Origin of the sequence: Sulfuricurvum sp., from assembly GCF_023250475.1 — a bacterium.
Taxonomy (GTDB): Bacteria; Campylobacterota; Campylobacteria; order Campylobacterales; family Sulfurimonadaceae; genus Sulfuricurvum.
In genome coordinates this window covers 1-24,383 of record NZ_JAHFAQ010000010.1, presented here as the reverse complement: position 1 = coordinate 24,383, position 24,383 = coordinate 1, and the positions used below count along the sequence as shown (strand labels likewise).

At 45.7% G+C, this 24,383-nt stretch carries 23 protein-coding genes; 9 read left to right on the top strand and 14 right to left on the bottom strand.

Going from position 1 to position 24,383, the window contains the following annotated elements; translation table 11 throughout:
• Positions 1 to 7: 7 nt before the first annotated feature.
• From Q0C19_RS02060 to Q0C19_RS02045, 4 genes are all read right to left on the bottom strand, one after another.
• The gene (locus Q0C19_RS02060; protein WP_295052363.1) at positions 8 to 1,192 is read right to left on the bottom strand and encodes a HAMP domain-containing sensor histidine kinase; all 1,185 of its coding nucleotides are present in this window, start codon (positions 1,190 to 1,192) and stop codon (positions 8 to 10) included.
• On the bottom strand, positions 1,155 to 1,823 hold the full coding sequence (locus tag Q0C19_RS02055) for a response regulator transcription factor (RefSeq protein ID WP_295052361.1): 669 nt from the start codon (positions 1,821 to 1,823) through the stop codon (positions 1,155 to 1,157). Before Q0C19_RS02055 ends, Q0C19_RS02060 begins: the two co-directional genes overlap by 38 nt.
• Positions 1,820 to 3,106, bottom strand: coding sequence for a Na+/H+ antiporter NhaC family protein (locus tag Q0C19_RS02050; protein WP_295052360.1), 1,287 nt, complete (start codon positions 3,104 to 3,106; stop codon positions 1,820 to 1,822). Before Q0C19_RS02050 ends, Q0C19_RS02055 begins: the two co-directional genes overlap by 4 nt.
• 96 nt (positions 3,107 to 3,202) lie before the next feature.
• Positions 3,203 to 3,826, bottom strand: a complete 624-nt coding sequence (locus Q0C19_RS02045; RefSeq protein WP_295052358.1) for an acyl-CoA acyltransferase — start codon at positions 3,824 to 3,826, stop codon at positions 3,203 to 3,205.
• Positions 3,827 to 3,895: 69 nt separating this feature from the next.
• Here Q0C19_RS02045 and Q0C19_RS02040 point away from each other — a divergent pair, with 69 nt between their 5' ends.
• Positions 3,896 to 4,576, top strand: a complete 681-nt coding sequence (locus tag Q0C19_RS02040; protein WP_295052356.1) for a L,D-transpeptidase family protein — start codon at positions 3,896 to 3,898, stop codon at positions 4,574 to 4,576.
• A gap of 63 nt (positions 4,577 to 4,639) precedes the next feature.
• Here Q0C19_RS02040 and Q0C19_RS02035 read toward each other — a convergent pair whose 3' ends face one another.
• The 3 genes from Q0C19_RS02035 to glyQ all read right to left on the bottom strand — a co-directional run bounded on the left by Q0C19_RS02035 (position 4,640) and on the right by glyQ (position 8,854).
• A complete protein-coding gene (locus Q0C19_RS02035; RefSeq protein ID WP_295052354.1) occupies positions 4,640 to 5,659 on the bottom strand; it encodes a cytochrome-c peroxidase in 1,020 nt (339 codons plus the stop codon).
• Positions 5,660 to 5,732: 73 nt separating this feature from the next.
• A complete protein-coding gene (locus Q0C19_RS02030; protein WP_295052378.1) occupies positions 5,733 to 7,973 on the bottom strand; it encodes an AAA family ATPase in 2,241 nt (746 codons plus the stop codon).
• Positions 7,973 to 8,854, bottom strand: coding sequence for a glycine--tRNA ligase subunit alpha (gene glyQ / locus Q0C19_RS02025; RefSeq protein ID WP_295052352.1), 882 nt, complete (start codon positions 8,852 to 8,854; stop codon positions 7,973 to 7,975). Before glyQ ends, Q0C19_RS02030 begins: the two co-directional genes overlap by 1 nt.
• A gap of 104 nt (positions 8,855 to 8,958) precedes the next feature.
• Between glyQ and Q0C19_RS02020 the strand changes: the two genes are divergently transcribed.
• Complete coding sequence (locus Q0C19_RS02020; RefSeq protein ID WP_295052350.1) at positions 8,959 to 11,223, top strand: ABC transporter substrate-binding protein; 2,265 nt, start codon at positions 8,959 to 8,961, stop codon at positions 11,221 to 11,223.
• Here Q0C19_RS02020 and Q0C19_RS02015 read toward each other — a convergent pair.
• The 5 genes from Q0C19_RS02015 to Q0C19_RS01995 are packed head-to-tail and all read right to left on the bottom strand — an operon-like array spanning position 11,220 to position 15,170.
• Complete coding sequence (locus tag Q0C19_RS02015; protein WP_295052349.1) at positions 11,220 to 12,077, bottom strand: ARMT1-like domain-containing protein; 858 nt, start codon at positions 12,075 to 12,077, stop codon at positions 11,220 to 11,222. The two genes, Q0C19_RS02020 and Q0C19_RS02015, sit on opposite strands and share 4 nt — an antisense overlap.
• Complete coding sequence (locus tag Q0C19_RS02010) at positions 12,074 to 12,547, bottom strand: DUF3972 domain-containing protein (protein WP_295052347.1); 474 nt, start codon at positions 12,545 to 12,547, stop codon at positions 12,074 to 12,076. The genes Q0C19_RS02015 and Q0C19_RS02010 overlap by 4 nt, the downstream gene beginning before the upstream one ends.
• Before the next feature lie 50 nt (positions 12,548 to 12,597).
• Positions 12,598 to 13,092 carry a 5-(carboxyamino)imidazole ribonucleotide mutase gene (gene purE / locus Q0C19_RS02005; RefSeq protein ID WP_295052345.1) on the bottom strand — a complete coding sequence of 165 codons (495 nt, stop codon included), beginning with the start codon at positions 13,090 to 13,092 and terminating at the stop codon, positions 12,598 to 12,600.
• Between the two features lie 23 nt (positions 13,093 to 13,115).
• Positions 13,116 to 14,408 (bottom strand): peptidase U32 family protein, encoded by a 1,293-nt coding sequence (locus Q0C19_RS02000; protein WP_295052343.1) that lies wholly within the window; start codon positions 14,406 to 14,408, stop codon positions 13,116 to 13,118.
• A gap of 48 nt (positions 14,409 to 14,456) precedes the next feature.
• Complete coding sequence (locus tag Q0C19_RS01995; protein ID WP_295052341.1) at positions 14,457 to 15,170, bottom strand: chemotaxis protein; 714 nt, start codon at positions 15,168 to 15,170, stop codon at positions 14,457 to 14,459.
• A gap of 72 nt (positions 15,171 to 15,242) precedes the next feature.
• Between Q0C19_RS01995 and Q0C19_RS01990 the strand changes: the two genes are divergently transcribed.
• Positions 15,243 to 16,022: a histidinol-phosphatase gene (locus Q0C19_RS01990; RefSeq protein WP_295052339.1), complete on the top strand. Its 780-nt coding sequence runs from the start codon at positions 15,243 to 15,245 to the stop codon at positions 16,020 to 16,022.
• 72 nt (positions 16,023 to 16,094) lie between these two features.
• A complete protein-coding gene (gene glnA, locus Q0C19_RS01985) occupies positions 16,095 to 17,525 on the top strand; it encodes a type I glutamate--ammonia ligase (protein WP_295052337.1) in 1,431 nt (476 codons plus the stop codon).
• 216 nt (positions 17,526 to 17,741) lie between these two features.
• Here glnA and pckA read toward each other — a convergent pair whose 3' ends face one another.
• A complete protein-coding gene (gene pckA, locus Q0C19_RS01980) occupies positions 17,742 to 19,328 on the bottom strand; it encodes a phosphoenolpyruvate carboxykinase (ATP) (RefSeq protein WP_295052335.1) in 1,587 nt (528 codons plus the stop codon).
• Positions 19,329 to 19,450: 122 nt separating this feature from the next.
• Positions 19,451 to 19,843 (bottom strand): hypothetical protein, encoded by a 393-nt coding sequence (locus Q0C19_RS01975; protein ID WP_295052333.1) that lies wholly within the window; start codon positions 19,841 to 19,843, stop codon positions 19,451 to 19,453.
• A gap of 198 nt (positions 19,844 to 20,041) precedes the next feature.
• On the opposite strand from Q0C19_RS01975, the gene Q0C19_RS01970 reads away from it, so the two are divergent.
• The 5 genes from Q0C19_RS01970 to Q0C19_RS01950 form a co-directional block, all read left to right on the top strand.
• On the top strand, positions 20,042 to 20,536 hold the full coding sequence (locus tag Q0C19_RS01970) for a type II secretion system protein (protein WP_295052331.1): 495 nt from the start codon (positions 20,042 to 20,044) through the stop codon (positions 20,534 to 20,536).
• A gap of 98 nt (positions 20,537 to 20,634) precedes the next feature.
• A complete protein-coding gene (locus tag Q0C19_RS01965) occupies positions 20,635 to 21,108 on the top strand; it encodes a type II secretion system protein (protein ID WP_295052329.1) in 474 nt (157 codons plus the stop codon).
• Between the two features lie 14 nt (positions 21,109 to 21,122).
• The gene (locus Q0C19_RS01960; protein WP_295052327.1) at positions 21,123 to 23,012 is read left to right on the top strand and encodes a primosomal protein N'; all 1,890 of its coding nucleotides are present in this window, start codon (positions 21,123 to 21,125) and stop codon (positions 23,010 to 23,012) included.
• A 30-nt stretch (positions 23,013 to 23,042) separates the two neighbouring features.
• Complete coding sequence (gene ispG, locus Q0C19_RS01955; RefSeq protein WP_295052325.1) at positions 23,043 to 24,104, top strand: flavodoxin-dependent (E)-4-hydroxy-3-methylbut-2-enyl-diphosphate synthase; 1,062 nt, start codon at positions 23,043 to 23,045, stop codon at positions 24,102 to 24,104.
• 2 nt (positions 24,105 to 24,106) lie between these two features.
• On the top strand, positions 24,107 to 24,383 hold a 277-nt coding region (locus tag Q0C19_RS01950), incomplete at its 3' end, for a DnaB-like helicase N-terminal domain-containing protein (RefSeq protein ID WP_295052324.1).

The following is a 24,383-nucleotide window of genomic DNA, read 5'->3' as shown; positions in this document are numbered from 1 at the left end:
CCTTAGGCTACTTCCACCTTATGCAAATCTTCGTACCGACTTTTTCTTTTGATTCAATCGTGATCTCAAGCGCATACTCTTTAGCAATCATCGCAACGATATTCAGACCGATTCCGAATCCTCCGACACTTTTATCGGCACGCGTATAGCGCTCGAATACCCGCTCAATCATAGAATCGGGGATACCGATTCCGTTGTCTTCGATACACAGAACACCTGGATGCAGAGTAATGGATATAGCCCCTTCCATGCGGTTGTATTTGATTGCGTTGGAGAGGAGATTATCGATAATTCGGGTTGCTTTGGTACGATCAATCAGTAACGTTACCTCCGAATCGACGGATAGTTGTACTGCAACCTTTTTTTGCTCGATACGGTGACGGAAATACTCCAGCCTCTCCTGCAAAAGGAGGTTCAGATCGAGTCGGGTATCCTGAACCGCTAAATCATGATTGAGGACAAGGTAGGTGAGATCGTCGTAGAGTGTCGAGATGGTGCGCGAAGCGATATCGATCCGCTTGATCTTTTTGAGTGCCGAGGGGGGAAGTTCATCGCTCTCCAGCGATTCGATATTGGTGAGGATGGCGCTGATGGGGGTATTGAGCTCGTGTGTGGTGTCTTTGATAAAATCATCCAACAGCGCAATCGCCTCATTCATCGGGCGGAGAATCAAGCGGGAGAGGAGATATCCTACCCCGGATAGCATCACAAATAAAACGGCTCCGAATATCAGGGTAATTTCGAGAGTTTGCTGCTGCCATAATCCGTCGTCTACGGTTTCGAAAATCAGATAAAACTCCCCCATCCCGTACGGGGAGAGGGGAACGATCAGATAGACATGGTCGTTTGAGAGATAGATATTTTCTTTGAAATTGATGGATACGGTATGTAAACGGGATACAATCGGTACATGATCGTATCCGTACAAGGCAGTTGTATAGGCTAAGTCTTTCGGAAAGGTGGAGAGATTGCGGTCATGCTCAAGCCACTGTTTAAGCTTGGGGACGTAGCTCTCAGACTCCAATTGCATCGCAAGACGGTGAGCGGAAAGCATGAGGGCTTTGGAGTATTGGAAATAGAGAGTTCCCAGAAGGGCGAGGATCAAAACCGACATCACCCCATAGAGGATTAAAAAGCTTTTGAGGGTACGGTATTTAGCGAAATTGATACCCGAGGCGTTTGTGGCTGACAATGGAATCCTTTCCGAGGAGTTTGCGCAGCGTCTTGATATAGGTTCGCAAGCTTCCGTCGCTTGGAGTTTCATCAAACGTCCACAAATGTTCCATAATCACTTCATGGGAAAGAAGCTCGTTTCTATGCTGGATAAAGAGTTTAAGAAGTTTGTGCTCTTTGAGCTGCAGATTTTGTACCTCTGAATGAACGGTTAGCACTTGATTGCCGATGTCATACGTGATCCCCTCACTGAGGATTAACGTATCGGTCGGATTATGATAGAAGTTCCGCTTTAGGATCGTTTGTATCCGGAGCAGCAGCTCTTTTAGGGCGAACGGTTTGCGAATATAATCGTCACCGCCGCTTTCAAATCCCTCCTCTACATCACTCATGGCATTGCGCGAGGTGATAAAAATTGCCGGAGTTGAGTTTCCCTCTTTTCGGCTGGTTTTTAGGAGTGAGAAACCATCTCCGCCTGGGATATTGACATCGAGAAGCAAAAGATCAAACCGCTCTTCATAGAGTATATCTTCAGCACTTAGGGCATCATAGACACACCTAACCTCAAACCCCTGTTCTTCGAGGTACTCACTGACACTCTCAGAGAGGTTCGGATCATCTTCGAGGAGGAGGAGTTTTGTTTTGGTCATACCAGTGCAATTCCGAATAGAATAAAGAGAACCAGCGAGATTCCAGCTGCTATAAGAGCATACGGGAGCTGTGTACGGGTATGTTCTCCCACCTCACAACCTGACGCCATAGCGGAGATAATTGTGGTATCCGAGATAGGCGAGCAGTGATCGCCGAAAACCCCGCCTGAAATAACAGCTCCCATACATAAAGCAATAGGAGCATCGAGTCCGACGGCTAAGGGGACGGCGATAGGGAGCATAATACTAAAGGTTCCCCAACTGGTTCCGGTTGCAAAAGCGATAACTGCCGCCAACACAAATATGGCTCCGGCCAAATAGGATGCGGGGAGATAGTCACCGATGAAGGAGGCTAGGTATCTCCCCACTTCCATATCGGAACTGACTCCCCCGATGGCGAAGGCAAACAGCAAAATAGCGGCAATCGGAGCCATTGTTTTTGCACCGATCCAAGAGGTTGAAAAAAATTCGCGTGTAGTAAGAGCCTTTTTGATCCCGTAGTATCCCCACATCAGTATCAGTGTGATAATCAGCGTGTAAAAAATTGAGGTTGAACCTGAGCCTTTGATAATATCTCCTCCTCCGGTAACAATCATAAAGGCGACGACGCCGCCGATCATCCATATCATCGGCCATAAAAAGAGTCCTACATGCCCTCGATCATCTTCACACTCGATAGCTGGGGGGACGATTGTTGCGTGGCGCATCGGTCCGATATCAATCTCGAACCATACGGCAATAAAGGTAACGATAAGGGCGGCAAAAGCGTAGAAATTAAAGGTGATTGACTCTATAAGCCATGTGGCACTCTCACCCGAAATCAAACCCGCAGTGATTTGCCCGCCGATGAGCCCGAGTAAAAGCGCACCCCACCCATTTAAGGGGATGAGAGAACATACCGGTGCGGAAGTGGAGTCGCAGACAAAGGCGAGTTTGGCGCGGCTGATACCGTAACGATCACAAAAAGGTCGTCCGATCGCCCCCGCAACGAGGGAGGTGATGGAAGATTCGATAAAAACAATGATGCCTGCGATAAAGCTGGGCATAAGTGCCCCCCGTTTACTTTGTACCCAAGAGCGTTTGACACTGAGTTCGTGAACCAGACCATCTACCCCGCCGCTGCGCTCGATGAGTGCCATTACCGAGCCGACCATAATGGCAAAAGCGAGGGTTTTGAGAACCCATGCTTCACTAAGGAGTGCGGAAAAGCGTTCCAGGATTAGGATAAGGGTAGCAAACGGGTGGAAATCGGCAATAATAAATTCACCAACGAGAACGGCCATCGCTAATGCAATGAAAACAGAACGGCTGAAAAAAGCGAGGAGGATGGCAATGAGCGGGGGAAGTAACCCTAAGAGACCGTATTCTATGAGAAATCCTTATAAAATCATTTGTAGACGCATAATTCCGGGGCGGTCAAACTGCTCTTTGTAATATTCGCTCCGTTTCTCATCGATCACTTCAAATCCGAGTTTTTTGTAAATGAGCTCATTTTCGGCTGAGCCTATTTCGACAGACGTTTGAACTTTCCGGTACCCTTTGAGCCGTGCGGTCAGCATGCTTTTACCGATAAGCTCTTTATACACATCGATACTTTTAAATTCAGGCTTGACGAGCATAAAATCAAGTACAAAAGTTTTGTTGTCCGCTTCTCCCTCACAAAGGAGAAATGCGGCGATACGCTCGTGGTAGGTCTCATCAAACCCGATCTCTTCGAGCGCTTTTGAGAAAATTTCATGGGTTGCGATGCGCGGTTCATAGCCGCAAATGGTTCCGACGGCAGTTCCGCCGGAGAGGGCAATAAAAAAGTTAGAGAAATGCGCGTAACTTTTGGTGCTTGTGAGCGCTAAGCATTTAAGATGGGATAGAAGAGCCTCATTATCGGAGGTATTGAATACCAGATCAAATAATCCGATCTTTTTGCCGCCCCGTGAGCTTTCCAATAATGCTTGAGCAATAATGTCAACATCCGTCTCAGATGCTTTACGAACGGAAATGGTCATTATTGCCTCACTCTTGCGATTTTCAATATGCTATACTACCTAACTTTAAAATAAACTAAGAACGATGCCATGTTAAAAACAATTCTACTTTTATTGATCTCTTTTCTCTCCTCAGCGCTAATCGCTGCGGAGCAGTTAGTGGTGGTTCTCTCCCCAGAGTTAAATGCGACTACAGCATCTATGCAGCGCTATGAGAAGGAAAACCGGTGGGTAAAAATCGGTGAGAAGACTCCTGTCACATTGGGGCGAAGCGGTTTAGGCTATGTCGCGTTCAAAACTCCTTTGAAAAACGAGGGGGACGGACGTTCCCCCTCCGGTATTTTTCCGATAACTTCGATTTTCGGATACGATCAGAATACGACGTTTAAATTGCCTTACTGGCATGCGGATGAAAATCTTTATTGCATTGATGATAGGAATGATTCGCGTTATAACAAAATTCTCCGTATTTATGACAAAAATTCTCTCCCCTCAAGTTATGAAGCGATGCTTAGACCTGATGGGGTGTATCGCTACGGAGCGGTGATCGGATATAACGACATTGCTCAAAGCGGCCGCGGCTCGTGTATTTTTATCCATCTCAATCACAGTGACAAACATCCTACCTCAGGATGTACCGCTATGGACGAAGCACCGCTGATTGAATTGCTCAAATGGCTGGATCCCGTGAAAAAGCCGAAGATTTTGCAGGCAATAAAAAGTGAATGCGGAAAGTACAAAGAAGATTACGAGGGGATAGAGTGTGAATAGCCTCATTGCGGAGTAGATCCGCAATCTGAGATCCTGAATCGAGTTCAGGATGACAAGAGGTAGTTAATTATTCACTACGTCTGTTTTTGGTGTAGCCGGATTCGATGCCGGAAGCATCGGATAAATCACTTGAGGTTTTTTACCTTCCAGTGATTTCAAGAAGGTTTGAATCGATGCGATCTCTTCGTTATTCAAATCAACACCCAACTGGATGCGTCCCATCTCTTTGATCGCTTCAGGGAGGGTGGCAATTTGGCCGTTATGAAAGTACGGAGCGGTCTGGGTGACGTTGCGTAAGGTCGGTACGCGAACCATTCCGTTTTTATCCCCTTTAAAATCGCCTACGTTCATGTATTTATACGGTGCGACAACACCGAAAGCCTGCATGGTTCCTCCCAAAGCGATATCGTTGTGACACGTTGCACACCCTTTGGTAATAAACGTTTTAAGCCCCTTTTGTTCCGCTGTAGTTAACGCTTTTTTATTTCCGTTTAGGAAATTATCGTAGCGTGAAGGGGTTACGAGGGTACGCTCGAATACGGCGATGGTATCAGCCACTTTTTCAAATGTGATTTTGACATCTTTTCCGTAGGCTTTTTGAAACAGACTGACGTATTCGGGCATGGAGTTGACTACACCGGTAACAAACTCTTTCGGTGCCGCCATTTCCGGTCCTGCCTGAATCGGTCCTTGGGCTTGATCTTCGAGATGTGGAGAGCGACCGTCCCAGAATTGCTGGCTGTAGAATACGGCGTTATAGACGGTCGGTGAACTGAGCCCGTGCGGGTTTGAGGTCCATTTGTGTCCGATGGCCGCACTCATACCGTCAGTTCCTCCGGTTGCAAGGTTGTGGCAGGTATTACAGCTGATCAAACCGCTTTTTGAGAGACGAGGTTCAAAATAGAGCATTTTCCCGAGTTCAACTTTAGCCGCAGTGGTCGGATTTTTCGGGTTAGAGGTTAGTTTTTCGAGCGCTTTCGGGTTTGCGGGAATCGATTTGAGTCCGGAGCTTTTAGCTTCATCGATCAACGAAGCCCCCATTACAGATGTGGCAACAATCGTAGATAGAATCAATGTTTTCATGGTGAATCCTTGTAATTTATGGACTTAAGAGTGATAATTGTAGCACAACAAAATAAAGGAAAATTTTTATCCTTTATTTAATTGCAAGCTCCTGCATAACGGTAGAGCGTTTGGTATGTTCCAAGCGCCTGCACGCCGATTCAAATGCCCCGCTCTCGCCGATAAGAATACAGTGCCCTTTGGCACGGGTAAGCGCTGTATAGAGGAGTTTGGTATTGAGCATGATGTGATGGGAAAAACTCATTACCATGACGACGGTATCGTACTCCATCCCTTGAACTTTATGAACGCTCAACGTATAGGAGAGACTGAGGTAATCACTCACTTGATCGAATTTGTATTGAACGATCAGCTCTTCATTGGGATAGAATACATAACACATCTCCTCCTCTTCATCAAGGCGAAAAATGAGCCCGCACATTCCGTTAAAAATTCGTCGTTCACTCGGTTCGATCCCCTCTTTAAACTCTTCGGGGGTAGTGGAGAGGATATTGTCATTTTTGGTATGAACCACTTTGTCGTGGAGCCGAAATTCCCCTTTGAAAGTTTTGACCTTTTTTTTCGCGTTGGGATTGAAATATTCCTGGAGAAGAAGATTGAGGTTATCGACTCCGAGAGTGTTGCCCCGCATCGGAGATATCACCTGAAAGGCGTTGAGATATTCCTGTATCTGCTTAGTCTGAAGTTTTTCACGTGAGTGGGGAAGATGCTGAAGTGTCACTTCTGCGACGGCAGCTAGGAGATTATTATTGTGAGTTTGGATTGCCTCTTCGTATTCGGCATCGCTCAAAGAGCGTTTGAGCGCATGGCGGTTAGAGAGTTCGACGGGGATAAAGGTGAAATCTTCATACTCCTCTTGGTAGGGAGGAATGGTGCCTCGTCGGACATCATTCGCGATGAGCGCAATCGCTTGCCCCTCTCTTTGGCGGTAAATCTGGGTGAGCATGACGGTAGGGGCAAAATTCAGGGCAATAGCATCGCTGAGGGGGCTGCCGGCACCGATAGGGGGAAGCTGGGCATCATCACCGACGATAATGACGGTAGCCGAGCGTTCAATTTTCGCCATTAACCGTGCAAATAGGGTTGAATTGATCATCGAGGATTCATCGATCAATAGTACCTGATAGGGCATGGTATCATGGGATTCGAATTTGACCAGGAGACTTTGGATTGTAGCACTTTGATAGCCGCTGCGTTCCCGTATCCGCTGAGATGCGATACCGCTGAGGGCACAGGTCATGATGAGACTCGGTTCATGGCGAATGGAGAGAAGATCGAGGAGCGCTTTTGCCGTTGTGCTTTTCCCTGTCCCGGCATATCCGACGAGAAAAATCAATCCGTATCCTTGATTGATGTGTTCCAACGCCGTAAGCTGCTGTTCACCAAGATGCAGTGACTGGTTTGTTAGAAAGGTATCAAGATCATTCGTGAGGGGGCCATTTTTAGTTTTGCCGCGCCGTTTAAATTCATTCATTAAGAGTACTTCGGCTTCGTAAATACGGGTGGGAGAGAGTTTTAAACTGGGCAAAAGGGTAATACTCCCTTCGCGCAGACGATCCTCAAGGGCTTCATCGTACCGTGAATGATTCCCCAGCGATAAGAGAAGATCGAGTTTGTTGAAAAGGGCGCTTCGTTCAATGCAGCTGTTTCCCTCCTGCTCGCAATACTCGCTTAGAGTGTATTCCATTGCTGCTTGGACACGTCGTTCGTCATCAACTTTGATCCCCATATTGCGTGCGATCTCATCGGCTTTTTTGAACCCGATTCCGTTGATACGCATCAGAGTATAGGGGTTGTGTTTGATCGCTTCGATCGGATCTTTGAGCTCTTTCATTGCTCCGGCAATCAGCCGAAGAAGAGCGGGGGTTACGCCGAAGGGGGCTAAAAATTCTCCCAAAAGACGCATTGAACGAAACTGCTTCCATCCTACGGAGAGTTTGAGGAGACGTTTTTCATTCATCCCTTTGATTTCCATAAGGCGTTCGATGTCGTTATCCAAAATATTGATGAGCCCGTCGGTGCCGTAGCGTTCGATTAGTTCGGCGGTGAGCTTTTTTGTAAACCCCTTGACGACTCGGTTGAGGAAAAAGAAGAGTTCATTTTGATTGACAATGAGTGAATGGGCTTTGAAGGTTCGTCCGTGGGTACGGTGTTCGTCCCATGAGCCTTTGAGGGTGATGGCGGCGTCTTTGAGGTGATCGACATCGCTTTCATAGTAGTGGGCACTGATTTTATCCCCGCTTTTAAGTGCGGCGATAAAGAATCCGTTATTTTGGTAGATGATCCGATCGATTTGACCGATAAGGGTTTGCATCAAGCCCTAACGCGGAGGTTTCTTTCCTCTTCTTGCGATTTATAGAGCTCCGCACAGCCACGGGCTAGTTCACGGATTTTGAGTATGTAGTTGGCACGCTCGGTGACAGAGATTGCTTTGCGTGCATCGAGGGTATTAAACGTGTGCGATGCCATCATGCACAGGTCGTACGCAGGGAGTGGAAGTTCTGCATCAAGACACCGTTTACACTCGGCGGCTTTTGATTCAAACTCATGGAACAGCATTCCCGTATCGGCGATTTCAAAGTTGTATTTGCTAAACTCGATCTCCCCCTCTTTGTGGATATCACGGTAGAGGGTTTTCCCATATTTGTTTTCGCTCCAGACGATGTCAAATACCGTATCAACTCCCTGCAGGTACATCGCAAGACGTTCGGTTCCGTAGGTGATCTCAACGGCAACGGGGTCGCACGCCACACCGCCTACTTGCTGAAAGTAGGTAAACTGGGTTACTTCCATACCATTGAGCCACACCTCCCAACCTAAACCCCATGCCCCGAGGGTTGGAGACTCCCAGTTATCTTCGACGAAACGGATGTCGTGATCTTTGAGATTAAGACCGAGGTATTCGAGACTTTTGAGGTAAAGTTCCTGAATATTCTCAGGACTGGGTTTGATGAGGACTTGGAACTGATAATAGCTCCCCAAACGATTCGGATTTTCGCCGTAGCGTCCGTCTGTCGGACGGCGGCTAGGGGCAACATAGGCGACTGACCACGGTTTTGAGTCGAGTGAGCGGAGAAAGGTTGCGGGGTGAAAGGTTCCCGCACCGGCGGCAATATCGTAAGGCTGGACAATCGCACACCCTTGATCATTCCAAAATTGTTGAAGTTTTAAAAGCATATCCCCAAACGTAATCATAACTATCCCATTAAATAAATTGCGTCATTATACCAAAAAGCGCCGTTCAAAGGGTTTCTTAAAGGAATACATTCTATGATAAGAGCAATAATTAGAGGAATATAATGAAGTACTATTTAATTTTGTTGCTTTTGTGCTTCAGCGCTCTTTTTGGACAGCCTCCGATAGAAAAAGTATCCGTTAAACTGCAGTGGGCGGATCAATTTCAATTTGCTGGGTATTACGTCGCCAAAGAAAAAGGATTTTATCAGGATGCCGGTTTGGATGTCACCCTCCAAAAATTTGATCCCAAAAAACTTGCCGTTGATGAGGTCATGGCCGGAAGAAGTACTTATGGGATCGGACGATCCTCCCTTTTAGTGGATCGGATGGACGGCAAAGATGTTGTCGCATTAGCCGCTATTTTTCAAAGTTCCCCCTTTGTCCTCCTCTCGGCAAAGTCATCAGATATTCAAACTCCGCGCGATTTGATCGGAAAACGGATCATGATGACTCAGGATTTTCAGGATACGATCTCCATTCGCGCCATGCTTAATTCTCAAGATATCCGTTTGGACCAAATTAAATTTTTAGAACACAGTTATAACCCGATCGACATCGCCAACGGCAAAACCGATGTTATGGCGTGCTATATCTCGAATGAGCCGTTTGTCCTTAAAGAAAAAGGGATTGAGACCAACTCCATCAGCCCCGAAGCGTACGGATTTGATTTTTACAGCGATATTCTTTTTACTTCGGAATCGGAAGTACACAATCATCCTAAGCGAGTGCGCGCGTTCGTCGATGCGACACTCAAAGGTTGGGAGTATGCGTTTGAGCATATCGAAGAAACTTCGCGGTTGATCAAGGAGCGCTACAACGGGCAAAATAAATCGTTGGAGAGCCTTATTTATGAAGGACAGGTACTTAAAGAGTTGGCTTATCGGGGAAACAAGCCCTTGGGATCGGTATCGGTGGATAAATTTCGGCGTATATCGGATATCTATGCGGTCATGGGGATCCATCAAAATGAAAAGCGCTTAGAGGGTTTTGTGTACGATGATAATTCACGTCAAACCGTCTCTTTGAGTGCCGACGAACACTCATTTTTACATATGAATACTATTCGCTATACCGCAACATCAATGTGGCCCCCTTTTAATTTTTATTCGGAGGGAAATTCTGCACGGCTACAAGGCGTTGCCGTCGATTTTTGGAAATTGATTGTTGAGCGAACCGGGATGAAGAGTACTTTTGTCGCTTCTCCTACTTGGGCCGGAATTATGGACGCGATCAAATCGAAAGCAGTCGATGTGACGTTGGGGACATCCCTCTCAAAAGAGAAAGAGACATATGCCCTTTTTTCAAAACCGTATGCCTCATTTCCGAATGTTATCGTAACCAATAAAACCATCGATTTTTTACCCGGACTTGAAGCGCTTTCGGGAAAACGTGTAGCGATGTGTGAGGGGTACAGCGTTACGGAAGCGGTTGCTTCGAAATATCCGAACATAACGGTTGTAGGGGTTGAAGACACCCGTGAAGGGCTGAAACTGCTTAGTTCAGGTCGTGTTGATGCTGTGATAGACATTCTTCCCGTAGTTGCCTATTTGATGAATGCAGACCACCATTTGGATCTTAAAATTTCAGGAACAACAGAGTTCGTCTTTGATGTACGGATGATGATACGAAACGATTATCCCGAACTGAAAGCCATCATTGATAAGGCGATTGATTCGATTACGCCGGCAGAGAGACAAAGAATTTTAAATCGTTACATCGCGATAACCTATGAAGATCGGGTTGATTATGGGTGGATATATGCCGTTATACTCGTGGCTTTGTTTATTATCTCTATTTTTATGTATCGACAGTTTGAAATGGGAAAATATCATAAACGACTTTTGAAAATGGCAACAACCGATCCTTTGACAGGGTTGGTAAACCGTATTCGTTTGGATGAAAAATTGCTTGAATGCCATCAGTTTTATCAGCGTACGGGGAGAACTTTTTCGGTTATTATTATCGATTTGGATTATTTTAAACGGGTTAATGACACCTTCGGTCATTTAATCGGTGATAAAACATTGGTGAGCCTTTCACAATTGGTGAGCGATAATATTCGCACCATTGATACTCTGGGACGATGGGGGGGCGAAGAGTTTATGATTATTTGTCCGGAAACCGATAGCGATGGGGGAAAACAATTGGCCGAAAAAATCCAATCGGTTATTGAGCAATACGATTTTCCTCATATTCATACGTTGACGTGCAGTTTCGGGGTCAGTGAAAGTCGGGAGGGGGATCGTATCGAAAATGTCGTAGGGCGTGCCGATAGTGCTTTATATCGGGCAAAAGAAGAGGGGCGAAACCGAATCTGTCTCTCTTAAGAGAGGCAGCAGACAATATCGCCTATTTCACGATTCAGCGAGCGTGCTACGACTGAGCATTTGACTTTAAGGAGAAAGCAGACATTTATTCTCCGCTGCGGAGTCATGCATTCATAATTGCCCATCCCTTTGGCGAGGATAAGATCGGCAGTATCAAACATCGCTTGGGCATCAGAAGATGCAAGGGCATAAACAAATCCGGGAGTGGGAACACCGCTGCTGATCACCTGACATACCTCTTCTATCCCTGCTTCGAAGGCTTCTTTTAACGTAACGTCATTGATGATCGGATTCCCTCGTACCATATAGGTAAAAACGACTTCAGGAAAGAGTTTTTGAAGAGAGAGAATCGTTAATCTATCGAAGATGTGCTCTCCCGCATTATCTCCGATATAGAGGAGATTTTTTGCATTACCGAGGGCCTTTCGCAACTCTTCGGTGTTATCGAGTTCAAAGGGGGTCGTAAAAACAGACGCAATCGCATCGTGCAGATCGAAACTGACCTCTGCGGCAAGGTCGATTACATTGCCGACAACTGCTGTTTTAAGTGCGGCAATAAACGGATCATCGCTGTGTTGAATCGTTTCTTTTAAAAAGGGGATATAGGTTTCGGCTTGTTCTGAGGCGTGCCGCTTTTGTTGCTCGTACAGATCGGTTGTATTCGCAAGTTTGGCCATCTCCTCATACAGCGGTGCGGCGATTACGGGAGGAGAAAGGGTAAAATCGGCATCTTGAAGAGCCGTTTCGACATAACCGACAATAGATTTTCTCAATGTTGCATCGGCATGAATAGCATCACAGACACGTTCGCTTTGGGCAATAATACACCCGATACATTCTTGTTGTATGGTCATTGAGAAGCGTGATCGTCGATGACTTTGCCCCACATGAGTTTGTATTTGCGACGCATAAACTCTACCTCTTGTTGAGATAGCTTGAGCTGTTCGGTGAGGGCGGCTATGGTATTACGGTCTTCTTCGTAAAGCTCTTGGAGAGAGGCGAGGGCATCTTTGAGAAATTCATTCTCATTTTTGATCGATTCGATCGTCTCTTCTTTGGCAACAAGCACTTTTTCATGGAGATTGATGATGGTGCCGATCGTTTTCTCGACAAAACTGGCACCGAGAGTGATATCCGCTTCCGTAGCACTGAGCTCTTTCATGGTTGCAGGGACAATCCCCGCCATTCCTTGACTCGGGTCAATGATGACCTCACCGTCTTCAATGAGGGTAGTGAGCTTTCCGCGAACGATCAAGGCTTCAACAGCACTGCGATCCATATTTGTCATTTGTGCATATTCGTCGATACTCATCCACCCTTGCATTGTTAACCGCCTTCAAAATTTTAAATTAGTATAGCAAAACGCGTACCTTATTACAGGATAGTTTCGATCTCCAATGAATCCATTTCTACTTTTTTGGCTTTGGCAATGCGGTCTTCTTGAAGTTTCATGCGCAATTCTTCATTCTCAAGTGCTAAAATTTGCATGGCAAGATAGGCTGAGTTGATCGCTCCCGCTTTACCGATAGCAACCGTTGCTACCGGCATTCCTGCAGGCATTTGAACAGTGGAGAGAAGGGCGTCTATTCCGTTAAGAGCGGATGCGCTCATCGGTACGCCGATAATCGGTTTAATGGTTTTAGATGCTAAAACACCGGCCAAATGTGCCGCCATTCCGGCGGCTGCGATAAAGACCTGTGCCCCTTTGGCTTCGGCTTTGCCGATATAATCTTTGGTACGTTCCGGGCTTCGGTGAGCCGAAGAAATGATAAGCTCATATTGAACACCAAACTCTTCAAGTGTTTGTGAACACGATTTCATAACATCAAAATCACTTTTGCTTCCCATAATAATTGACACGAATTTCATCTATTTACTCCTTGGTTTTTAGTTTAACATTTTGTTACAGTGCCCATCTCTTCAGTGGCAGGGATACGAAAAAAGGTGAAAGGGGGCATTTTAAGCGGCAGTTTGAAGCGATTCAAATTTCCGCTATGCACCTGATCCCAGACTTTTCCGTTTTCAGCTAAGAGCTGTTTGAATGAAATATTCCATTGCCCTTCATTATTGCGGATGGCTCCGATTTCGTTATCTACCTCTGCGAGCAGCGATTCATTCGGGGTGAGTATCTCCATCACATCATCGGGAAAGGTCTTGTATTTGCATTCAAAATAGAGACCGCTCTCATCGACGATACCGCTTACCTGCGAAGTTCCCATCATCATCGAAAAATCGAGATTCTGTGTGTCATGTTTTTCAAACGGACGGTTTACGAGGTAGGCATCCGTAAATCCCCTATTTTGCATCGTTCCCAACTCTTTTTGATAGGCATCCGGATCACTTTTCCCTACATAATAATCATCAATTGCGCGTCGGTAGACTTTTGCCGTGATAGCGGCATAATACGGTGCTTTGGTCCGCCCTTCGATTTTAAGCGAGTCGATGCATCCCGCATCCAGGATCTCTTGGATGTGAGAGGCGAGATTGAGATCTTTGGAATTCATGATATACGTCCCTATTCCCTCATCTTCGACCAGTTTGAAGAGGGTTCCTGTCTCAGGGTTGGCGGCGTACATCTCATACGGAAATCGGCAGTCGTTGGCACAGCTTCCGCGATTGGGAACCCGACCGCTTTGCAATGTCGAGATCAAGCACCGTCCGCTGTAAGCAAAGCACATGGAGCCGTGAACAAATACCTCGATTTCCAAATCAGGAAGTTCGTCTTTGATTTGTTTAAGGTCTTTAAGTGAAATCTCTCTAGCGGCGATAATGCGGCGCGCCCCCATCTCATAATAAACCTGTGCATCCAACACATTCATAACATTGGCTTGGGTTGAGAGGTGCAGCGGTATGTGCGGTGCAATTTGGTGGGCGAGTTTGAGTACGCCGGGTGTAGCCACAATGAAAGCATCGGGCTCTAAAGATGCCATCGTGGCGATATGTTCTTTGAGCAGTTTTAGCTGGGAATTAAAAGGGAAACCGTTAATAGTGACGTAAACTTTTCGTCCTCGAGCGTGCGCGTAATCGATCCCCTCTTTGAAACTCTCCAAGTCAAACTCTTTACCTGAACGGATGCGGAGTGAGAAATGGCTTACACCGCCGTATACGGCGTCCGCACCGTAATCAATGGCGATTTTAAGTTTTTCAAGGTTCCCGGCAGGGGAAAGAAGCTCCACTTTTTTCAATACGACTCTCTTTAAAACATAAGTGGGCGAATTGTATCGTTTTCTTTTTTATTTTTGCCCAAACGAAGCTAACAGTGCTTCAATATCATCACTGCTGACGACATCTTCGGTGGTTGTATCCCCATGAATATGAACAGCAGAGGTGACACGCTTACTATCATCGATTTTTCCGGCAAAGAGATGATTCATATAGGTCGAGAGGGCACGCATTACGTTGATGACCCGCTCGATTTTTTGGCGATGAATATCTTGGTATTGCATAATATCCATAATATTCATGATCGTATCTCCGCCGTTTTGAAGCATATCAAGGACATCTTTAAGCCCCTTAGCTCCTCTTTCATTTTCGGATAATTGAGTTTTGAATGCTTCAATATGGGGGAATTTCTCACTGAGTGTCGTAAAAAGGGCTATATTGCTTTGGATAATTGCTTGCAGCGCTTTAACATCTTTTTCACCCTGACCTAAATCATTACTGATCCCTTCGATAAGGTCAAAAATCTCAGTTGCTTTTTCTTCGCTCTCTTTGGTGACGTCATCCAGCTGATGGACCATTTTATTGTCATCCGTCGGCGGTGGCGGCGGCCAGCTGTGCATTGCAGATACACGGTATTTATCAGCGTCCATCTCATTGTAGTAAGGTTCGTCGCTGGGTGCTTCGTTTGAAGTTGCGGGAATTTCAGCTGATTCTACTTCTTCAACATATCCCCCCTCCAAATCCATATCACCATTCATTAGCGCATCTAACTCTTCTTGCGTCATGATCTCTATCCTCAACGATTTAAAATTGCACTATAATAACATTAAAACCATTATTTTTCTTAGGGTGTACTCATGAAAGTTGATCTTCATAACCATACAATGCTGTGTAATCATGCTACAGGAACGGTAGTAGAGTATGTGGAAGCTGCCATCGCATCTCGAACCGAGTACTTTGGGTTTTCCGATCATGCGCCGATGCATTATGATCCTGCGTACCGAATGACTTTTGATCAAATGGACCTGTATGAATCATGGATCAGAGAAGCGCAGGAACGCTATTCGAGTGATATTACCGTCTTATTGGGATATGAGATCGATTATCTTCCGGGATATATGGAGGAGAGTGTCTTGAGACGAAAGTGCGATTATATGATCGGAAGTGTCCATTTTATCGGTGACTGGGGGTTTGACAATCCCGAATTCATCGGACGCTACGAGGGGGCAGACATTGATGATATCTATCGACGCTATTTTGCTCTCGTCGAGTCGATGGCGTGCAGCGGAAAATTCGATATTGTCGGCCATTTAGATTTGCTTAAAGTATTCAAATTCCTCCCTACCAAAGATATTCGTGTGTTGGCAGAGGGGGCATTAAAGGCAATTAAAAAAGCAAATATGTCCGTTGAAATCAATGTTTCAGGGTATCGAAAACCGATAGCTGAGGCGTATCCGTCACCGCATTTGCTCGAATCAATAGCCGAAATGCAGATTCCGATTACGTTCGGTTCGGATGCCCATTGCAAAGAACAAGTAGGCCTTTTCAGTGCCGAAATTGAAGCACTGGCACGTTCGGTCGGGTATGAACAATGTGCACTTTATCGAGGCCGTGATCGAGAAATGATTAAATTTTAATCATGTAAAATATTTTAGATAACGTTAACTTTTGCTATACTGCGAAACTTTAATTATTTTCAGGAGATTCGCATGGGTAAATTCGTAAACAGTGTCGACGAGTTTTTCAGTTTTTGTAAAGAGAATGACGTTCAATTCGTTGACTTTCGCTTCACCGATATGAAAGGGACATGGCATCACGTTAGTTACCGTATGAGTGCGGTTAATGCCGGTCAATTTACAGGCGGTCTTCCGTTTGACGGATCATCTATCGATGCTTGGCAGCCGATCAACCGTTCAGATATGCTCCTCAAACCGGATGCGGAATCTGCGTTTATGGACCCATTTACTGCGGATCCGACCATTATCGTATTCTGTGACGTATATGACATCTACAAAGGTCAAATGTACGAAAAATGCCCACGTGCAATCGCTAAAAAAGCGCTTGAGCACCTTGCGAACGCCGGTGTCGGTGACGTAGCGTATTTCGGACCTGAAAATGAATTCTTCGTATTCGACGATGTAAAAATCCGTGACGAAGTAAACTGCCAATATTTCGAAGTTGATACGGAAGAGGGTGAATGGAATGATGCAAAATCATTTAAAGATGGTTTCAACACCGGTCACCGCCCGCGCAATAAAGGGGGATACTTCCCGGTAGCACCAATCGATACTATGGTTGATCTTCGTGCTGAGATGATGTTGGCATTGGAACAAGTCGGTCTTGAAGTTGTTCTCGGTCACCATGAAGTTGCACAAGGTCAAGGTGAAATCGGTATCGTTTTCGGAACTCTTGTAGAAGCTGCTGACAACGTTCAAAAACTTAAATACGTTATCAAAATGGTTGCTCACCTTAACGGTAAAACGGTTACTTTCATGCCTAAACCGCTTTATGGCGATAACGGTAACGGTATGCACGTTCACCAATCCATCTGGAAAGACGGAAAAAATACATTCTACAAAGAGGGCGGCTACAGCAACTTGTCTGAAACAGCGCTTTATTATGTAGGCGGTATTTTTGCACATGCTCGCGCAGTTGCAGCGTTCACAAACCCATCAACCAACTCATACAAACGTCTTATCCCTGGATTTGAAGCTCCATCAATCTTGACCTACTCAAGTCAAAACCGTTCTGCTTCTTGTCGTGTACCATACGGTGCGGGTGAAAAAGCGACACGTATCGAAATGCGTTTCCCGGATTCAACTTCATGCCCATACCTTGCGTTTACGGCTATGTTGTTGGCTGGACTTGACGGTATTAAAAACAAAACGGTTCCGGTTGGACCAATGGATGAAGATTTATTTGAACTTAGCCTTGCTGAAATCCGTGAAAAAGGGATTCCTCAAATGCCGCATACATTGCGTGGTTCATTGGAAGCATTGATCCGTGATAACGAGTTCTTGCAACCGGTAATGACTCCGGAGTTCATTGATACATACCAACACTACAAATTTGAAACACAAGTATGGCCTGATGAATCTCGTCCTACTGCATTCGAATTCAAATCTACTTACTCTTGTTAATCTTCCGTGCGGGGTGAAAACCCTGCACATCTTTTTTCTTCATTTTTCTTACTAAGTTTATTTTATTTTTGTCATCAAGACAAAGAGATCACTCTATCGTCAATCGCTCATGCGACTTTTTCGGATACTTGAGAGATGGGATTTTTGGGGAGACGCTCTTTTGCTACTTTTCTTGCTAACAAAGAAAAGTAGTTGGAGAGATGAAAATAGGATAGATTAATTAGGAAGTTGAGGCCCGGCAGCTGAATAATTGAAATCGCTTTCGCCGTTGATATATTTTTGAAAGTTTTTAATGAACAGAGCGGCCAGGTTGTCGCGTTGAACAAGATATGCGTCACGATCCGCCCATGCATTACGCGGATTGAGGATGACAGGATCGATGGAACCGAGGGTTTTAGGGATATGGAATCCGAATGTATTGGTCGTATCAAATTCGCTTTCGTTGATTGAACCGTCCAAAATAGCATTAATACATGCGCGGGTATCTTTGATACTCATCCGTTTTCCGACACCGTATCCGCCGCCGGTCCATCCGGTGTTTACGAGATAGACGTTAACCCCGTGCTGATCGATTTTTTCACCCAAAAGTTTTGCATAAACGGTTGGGTGAAGCGGCAAGAATGCCTCACCGAAACACGAGCTGAATGTTGCGACAGGCTCGGTAATTCCACGTTCCGTTCCCGCAACTTTAGCGGTATAACCGCTGAGGAAATAGTACATTGCCTGCTCTTTTGTAAGTTTGCTGACCGGAGGCAATACGCCGAAAGCATCGGCAGAGAGGAAAATTATGTTTTTAGGATGAGCGGCCATAAGGGATGGCTGATGATTATCGATATGCTCAATTGGGTACGATACGCGGGTATTTTCCGTTTTAGACCCATCAGTATAATCAACGATACCGTCTTCATCGTAAACGACATTCTCCAGCAGTGCATTGCGACGGATGGCGTTATGAATCTCCGGTTCGCTCGATGGGTCGAGATTGATCACTTTGGCGTAACATCCCCCCTCGAAGTTGAAAACACCCTCATCATCCCATCCATGTTCATCATCCCCGATAAGTGCCCGTTTCGGGTCAGTAGAGAGGGTTGTTTTACCCGTGCCGCTGAGTCCGAAAAAGAGACAGGTATCGCCATCAACTCCGACGTTTGCCGAGCAGTGCATCGAGAGCTTCCCTTCGAGGGGAAGCCAGTAGTTCATCATTGAAAAAATCCCTTTTTTCATCTCACCGCCGTACCATGTTCCGCCAATAATACAAAGATTGGCTTCGACATCGAAGAGGACAAATACTTCGGAATTAAGACCGTGATTTTTCCATTGATCGTTGACCGCTTTGCAGGCATTGAGTACGGTAAAAGAGGGTTTGAAGACTTCGAGTTCGGATTCGCTGGGACGGATAAACATATTTTTGACAAAGTGTGCTTGCCATGCGATTTCAGAGACAAAACGTACTGAGCGTTTGCTTGATGCGCTTGATCCGCAAAATACGTCGGTAATGTAGAGATCTTTTCCGGAGAGTTGTTCACGGGCAACAACGAGCAGCTCGTCAAAAACGGCTTTATCGATTTTTTTGTTGACATCACCCCAAGCGATATATTTGTTGGAAGGATCTTGGTTGACAAAATATTTATCTTTTGGGCTTCGGCCCGTAAAGATACCCGTATCGACCATGGTCGCACCGTTGCTGGCGAGTTTACATTCACCGTTATCAAGTTCATGCTGGATCAGCTGATCAAAGCTGAGGTTATGGAAAAGCTTTCCACTGTTTTTTATGCCTAACGTCTCAATCTCTGCGGAAATCATGGGTTCTTTTACCTTTTCGGGCTCATCTGTGTACTGTACATAGATGAAGATTTGAAGCTTTCACTTCATTTATGGGGCGAATTATACGCCTCTAATTTATAAACGAGAATTAAAGTGGTGATTTATTTGAACTGCGATGCCAATTCCGTCAAAATTTTAGGTGCCAATGCTTCGGTTCCATTGTATTTTTGGAGCTTTACTCCGACGTTACTCATACTTTTAGCGGTATTTTTACACGCCATTTTGACTACGAGATAATCGCAATCTTCGATCGTATCCGCCATCGTATCGTGCGCTCGGATATGTTCAACATCCCCTTCGTCGTGATCGCAGGTGTGGTGCTCGTCATGATCGTGAGGTTCTTCGCCGGCAACTTTGGGATTGGGACGCAACCCCTCGAGGGTAAAGCTTTTAAACATTCCACCGTTTAAATTAAATACGGCAAAATAGGGTGTATGTCCGGCATTTCCGGCCATTTTCAAATTTTCATCCATCACAGGTACGGCAATTTTCATTTTTTTTCCTTTAACTCCATCGAAACTCGTCCCGATTGGCTACGATAACGTTTGGTTTGAGAAAATTATGCCATATTCTCCTTGAAACGCCCGCATGAAAATAGTTTAGGAAATTAATCAAACTATAAGACAAAGCCATTCATAATGACAATAGGGTTACAAGCGTAATCACTATTAAATACTTCTAAGGAGTAAACCATGAAACGTTCAGGTTTTACTATGATCGAGTTGATCTTCGTTATCGTTATTTTGGGTATTTTGGCAGCGGTTGCTATCCCGCGTCTTGCGGCAACACGTACCGATGCTGCTGCAGCAAAAACTTCTTCAAATCTTGCAACAGTCGTCAGTGATATGGGTGCTTACTGGACTTCAAAAGGTTCTTGGGCTGGAACATGGCCTGCTATGACAAATGTTCCGCTGACTACTGCAGCGGGCGGTACAACGGCAGCAACAGCTTTTGTTGCAGGCACGCCAATGTATCTAAATGCTAAAGCATTAACGGCAGCAGATGCTACGCAAGGATGCTTTACTATTTCTGCTGATGTAAATGGCACTGTTTCCGTAACTGCGCTTGCAGCTGGTAATAGTGCAGAGTGTGTAGCTGCTAAAGCTGCAGCACTAAGAAATAATATAACGGCGGCTGATGGTACAGCCAAAACTACTCCATTTGGTGGAACAGGTGTAGTCCAATAATGACTTTTGTATCACCTTCGGGTGATACACCTTTGGTATTGGTTTGATTTATGGGATTGTTGCTCAATCGTAGAACTCAGAACAATGAGGATTATTTAATGAAACGTTTTGCATTTACGATGATCGAACTGGTATTTGTGATCGTCGTACTGGGTATTTTAGCCGCTATCGCTATACCACGTTTGGCGGCTACCCGAGATGATGCCCAAGTCGCAAAAGGACGGAGCGATGTCTCGGCTATCCGTGCAGCGATTGTGAGTGAGCGGCAAGCGCGATTGTTGCAGGGGCAGTCTACTTATATAACTAAGCTGGATCATCTTGGCGCTACATCAGTAGATGGTGATGTTTTATTTGATAATAACGGATCGGCAAGCAGTACGCTGTTACAGTACGGGATTGCATCTGGTTCTACCAATGGTCACTGGAAAAAAACAGCAGCGAATACCTATACCTATCAAGTTCTAAGCAATCCTGTCACTTTCACTTATTATCCAGTAATTAACGGTACTCATCAAGCTGGTACATTTGATTGTATTCATACAAACGCAAATTGTAAAATTTTAACTGAATAGAGCAAATAGTAAGTTTGAATAATTTTTATGTCATAGCCATTTTGGGCTCCCCTCTAGATTCTCTGACCTATCACTCTGAAACCACCTATACAATAGGTTCGGAAACCGAAGTTAGCCTCTCTAAGCGGATATTGCGCGGAGTTGTTGTCTCGCAGTGCGAAAAACCTGAATTTGCGACACAGCCGATCGGCGAAATAACGCCGTTTTTTTATTCGGGCGAACAAATACAAACCGCGCAGTTTATCAGCGAATATTACGGGTGTTCATTAGGGGAAGCACTCAATCTTTTTGTACCCTATCAACGTCATAACGGACTCGATCCGCAATCTGAGATCCTGAATCGAGTTCAGGATGGCGGGCGTGCAGTTCAGAATGACAAAACTCCTCTAAATATCACCCTCTCTAAAACCCAATCTCAAGCCCTCGATTTTATCCGTTCTCATAAGGTGTCCCTCCTTTTTGGCGACACGGGGGCGGGAAAAAGCGAAATCTATATGTCTCGCATGGATGAAATACTTAGCTCGGGGAAGCGGGCATTATTACTTCTCCCTGAAATATCACTCACCCCCCAAATGGAGAAACGGTTTAAAAATCATTTCGGGGATGCCGTGGTTTTGTGGCATTCCAAAATGACGCCGAAGCAAAAAAAGGGGACATTGGAGAAAATTTATGATGGGACGGCACATATCATCGTGGGGCCTCGATCGGCACTGTTTTTGCCGATTGAGGATTTGGGGCTGATTGTTGTCGATGAAGAGCATGATGAGAGCTATAAGTCCTCCTCCCGTCCGAGATACAATGCGCGGGACATGGCGGTATACATCGGCAATCTTCTCAAAATTCCCGTGGCACTGGGCAGCGCTACCCCATCATTATCGAGTTACGCCAAATATCCGTTTTTTCGTCTTCGCGGCGGGTATTTCGAGTCGAAGCGAACCTTTCACTTTGAACCTTCTCTCGAAGCGCTGACACCGAGTATCGACCGTGCCGTGATGGAAAATTTTGCTGTGGGGCATCAGGGGATTGTTTTTATCCCCACTCGGGCCAATTTTAAATATACAGTGTGCGATGCGTGCGGTTATCATGTGGAGTGTCCGTTTTGCAGTGTCGGGATGAGCCAGCATAAAAATTCCCGTGCCCTCAAATGCCACTACTGCAACTACACCGAGGTGCTCCCGAAAGTGTGTCCGAAATGCCAAAGCGGTGCGCTTCGTACCGCCAGACTCGGAACGGCGGAGGCGGTGGAGCATTTTGGTAAACTTTCAGAAAATTTGAGAGTTCAGCAGTTTGACCGTGACATTATTACTACCCAAAACAAATTGATCAAAGTACTCGAAGCGTTCAATCATCGAGAAATCGATTTGCTCATCGGAACGCAGATGCTTTCCAAAGGGCATGATTATCACGACATCACCCTTGCCGTCGTTATGGGGATCGACAATCTCCTCTCGCAATCTGATTACCGTGCACGTGAAAAGGCATTGTCCCTTTTGGTGCAGATTGCGGGGAGAAGCGGTCGGAAACAAGATGCAACGGTGATCGTCCAGAGTTTTAACGAATCATTTTTTCGGGATTATTTGGACGATTATGAAAAATTTTTGATCGACGAGATGCGAATACGAGAGGGCCGGTACCCTCCGACCAAAAAACTTGCACGACTCCTCTATGCCCACAAAAACGGGATGAAAGCTAAAGAGGCGATGCAAGAGGCTATAGAGCAAATAGAGCGGATGGGCAAGGTCCAAATTGTCGGTTTTGGAGCCTCCCCGATCGAAAAAATTGCCGATAAATACCGTTTTCAAATATTGCTTCGAAGTGATAAAAGTACCGATCTTATTCGCGCCATAAAACATATCAAATCACCGTTGTGCGAGATCGATATGGACCCGATCGAGTTTACGTAACTTTAACATCCAAAAAGCTACAATCTACCCATGATAAAACGTTACCCTACCAAACAAATTTTTGTCGGAAATGTCGCTATCGGAGGGGATGCCCCCATTTCGGTCCAGTCGATGACCTATTCACGTACTGCGGATATCGCGGCAACCGTTGAGCAGATTAATCTACTCCACTTTGCCGGATGCGATATCGTCCGTGTCGCCGTCCCCGATGAAGAGGATGCACGGGCCCTGAAGGCGATCAAAGAGCAGATTTCCCTCCCGCTCGTCGCCGATATCCATTTTAACTACAAGCTTGCCCTTATCGCCGCAGAGAGTGTCGACTGTATCCGATTTAATCCCGGAAATATCGGTGAAAAATCGCGTATCCGCGAGATCGTCAAAGCATGTCAGGAACGCAATATCCCCATCCGTATCGGGGTGAATGCGGGGAGCTTGGAAAAAGAGTTTGAACAGCGCTACGGTGCAAGTGCCGAGGGGATGGTGGCCTCTGCGGAGTACAATATCAAATATCTCGAAGATTTGGGATTTACTGATATCAAAGTCTCTCTCAAAGCGAGTGATGTTCAGCGCACCGTTGAAGCCTATCGAATGCTTCGTCCGAAGAATAATTATCCGTTTCATCTCGGTGTCACCGAAGCGGGAACGATTTTTCATGCAACAATCAAAAGTGCGATAGGCTTGGGAACACTCTTGCTGGAGGGGATCGGCGACACAATGCGCGTCTCCATTACAGGAGAGCTCGAAGAGGAGATCAAAGTTGCCCGTGCGATCCTCAAAGACAGCGGTGTGGCTAAAGAGGGTCCGAACATTATCTCCTGTCCGACGTGCGGACGGATTGAAGCTGATTTGGTAAGTGCGGTTGCGATCATCGAAGAGCGTACCAAACATATTAAAAAATCTCTTGACCTTTCGGTTATGGGGTGTGTGGTCAATGCGATCGGCGAAGCGAAACATGCCGATGTCGCAATAGCGTACGGTAAGGGTTCAGGGCTAGTGATGGTCAATGGTGAAGTGGTTGCTCGGCTTGATGAAGATAAACTGGTAGACCGATTCGTCGAAGAGGTTGAAAAAATGGAAGCGGAAGAGGATTAAGCATGGAAGAATCGTTATACAATTTAGCTTTTGAACGCTCGGTTCTCAGTTCCATTATTTTTGACCCTTCGCAGTTTGATGACTTTGATTCGGTGCTAACTCCTGAAGATTTCTATCTTTCGGCACATCAGGAAATCTATCGTGCAATGATGAGCCTCTCGCATCGAGATCTCCCGATTGATGAAGAGTTTATCCGTAAAGAGTTGACGGCGAAACAGAAATTCGATGAGCGTGTGATGGTCGATATCCTCACCGCCAATCCGATCGCCAACACCAAAG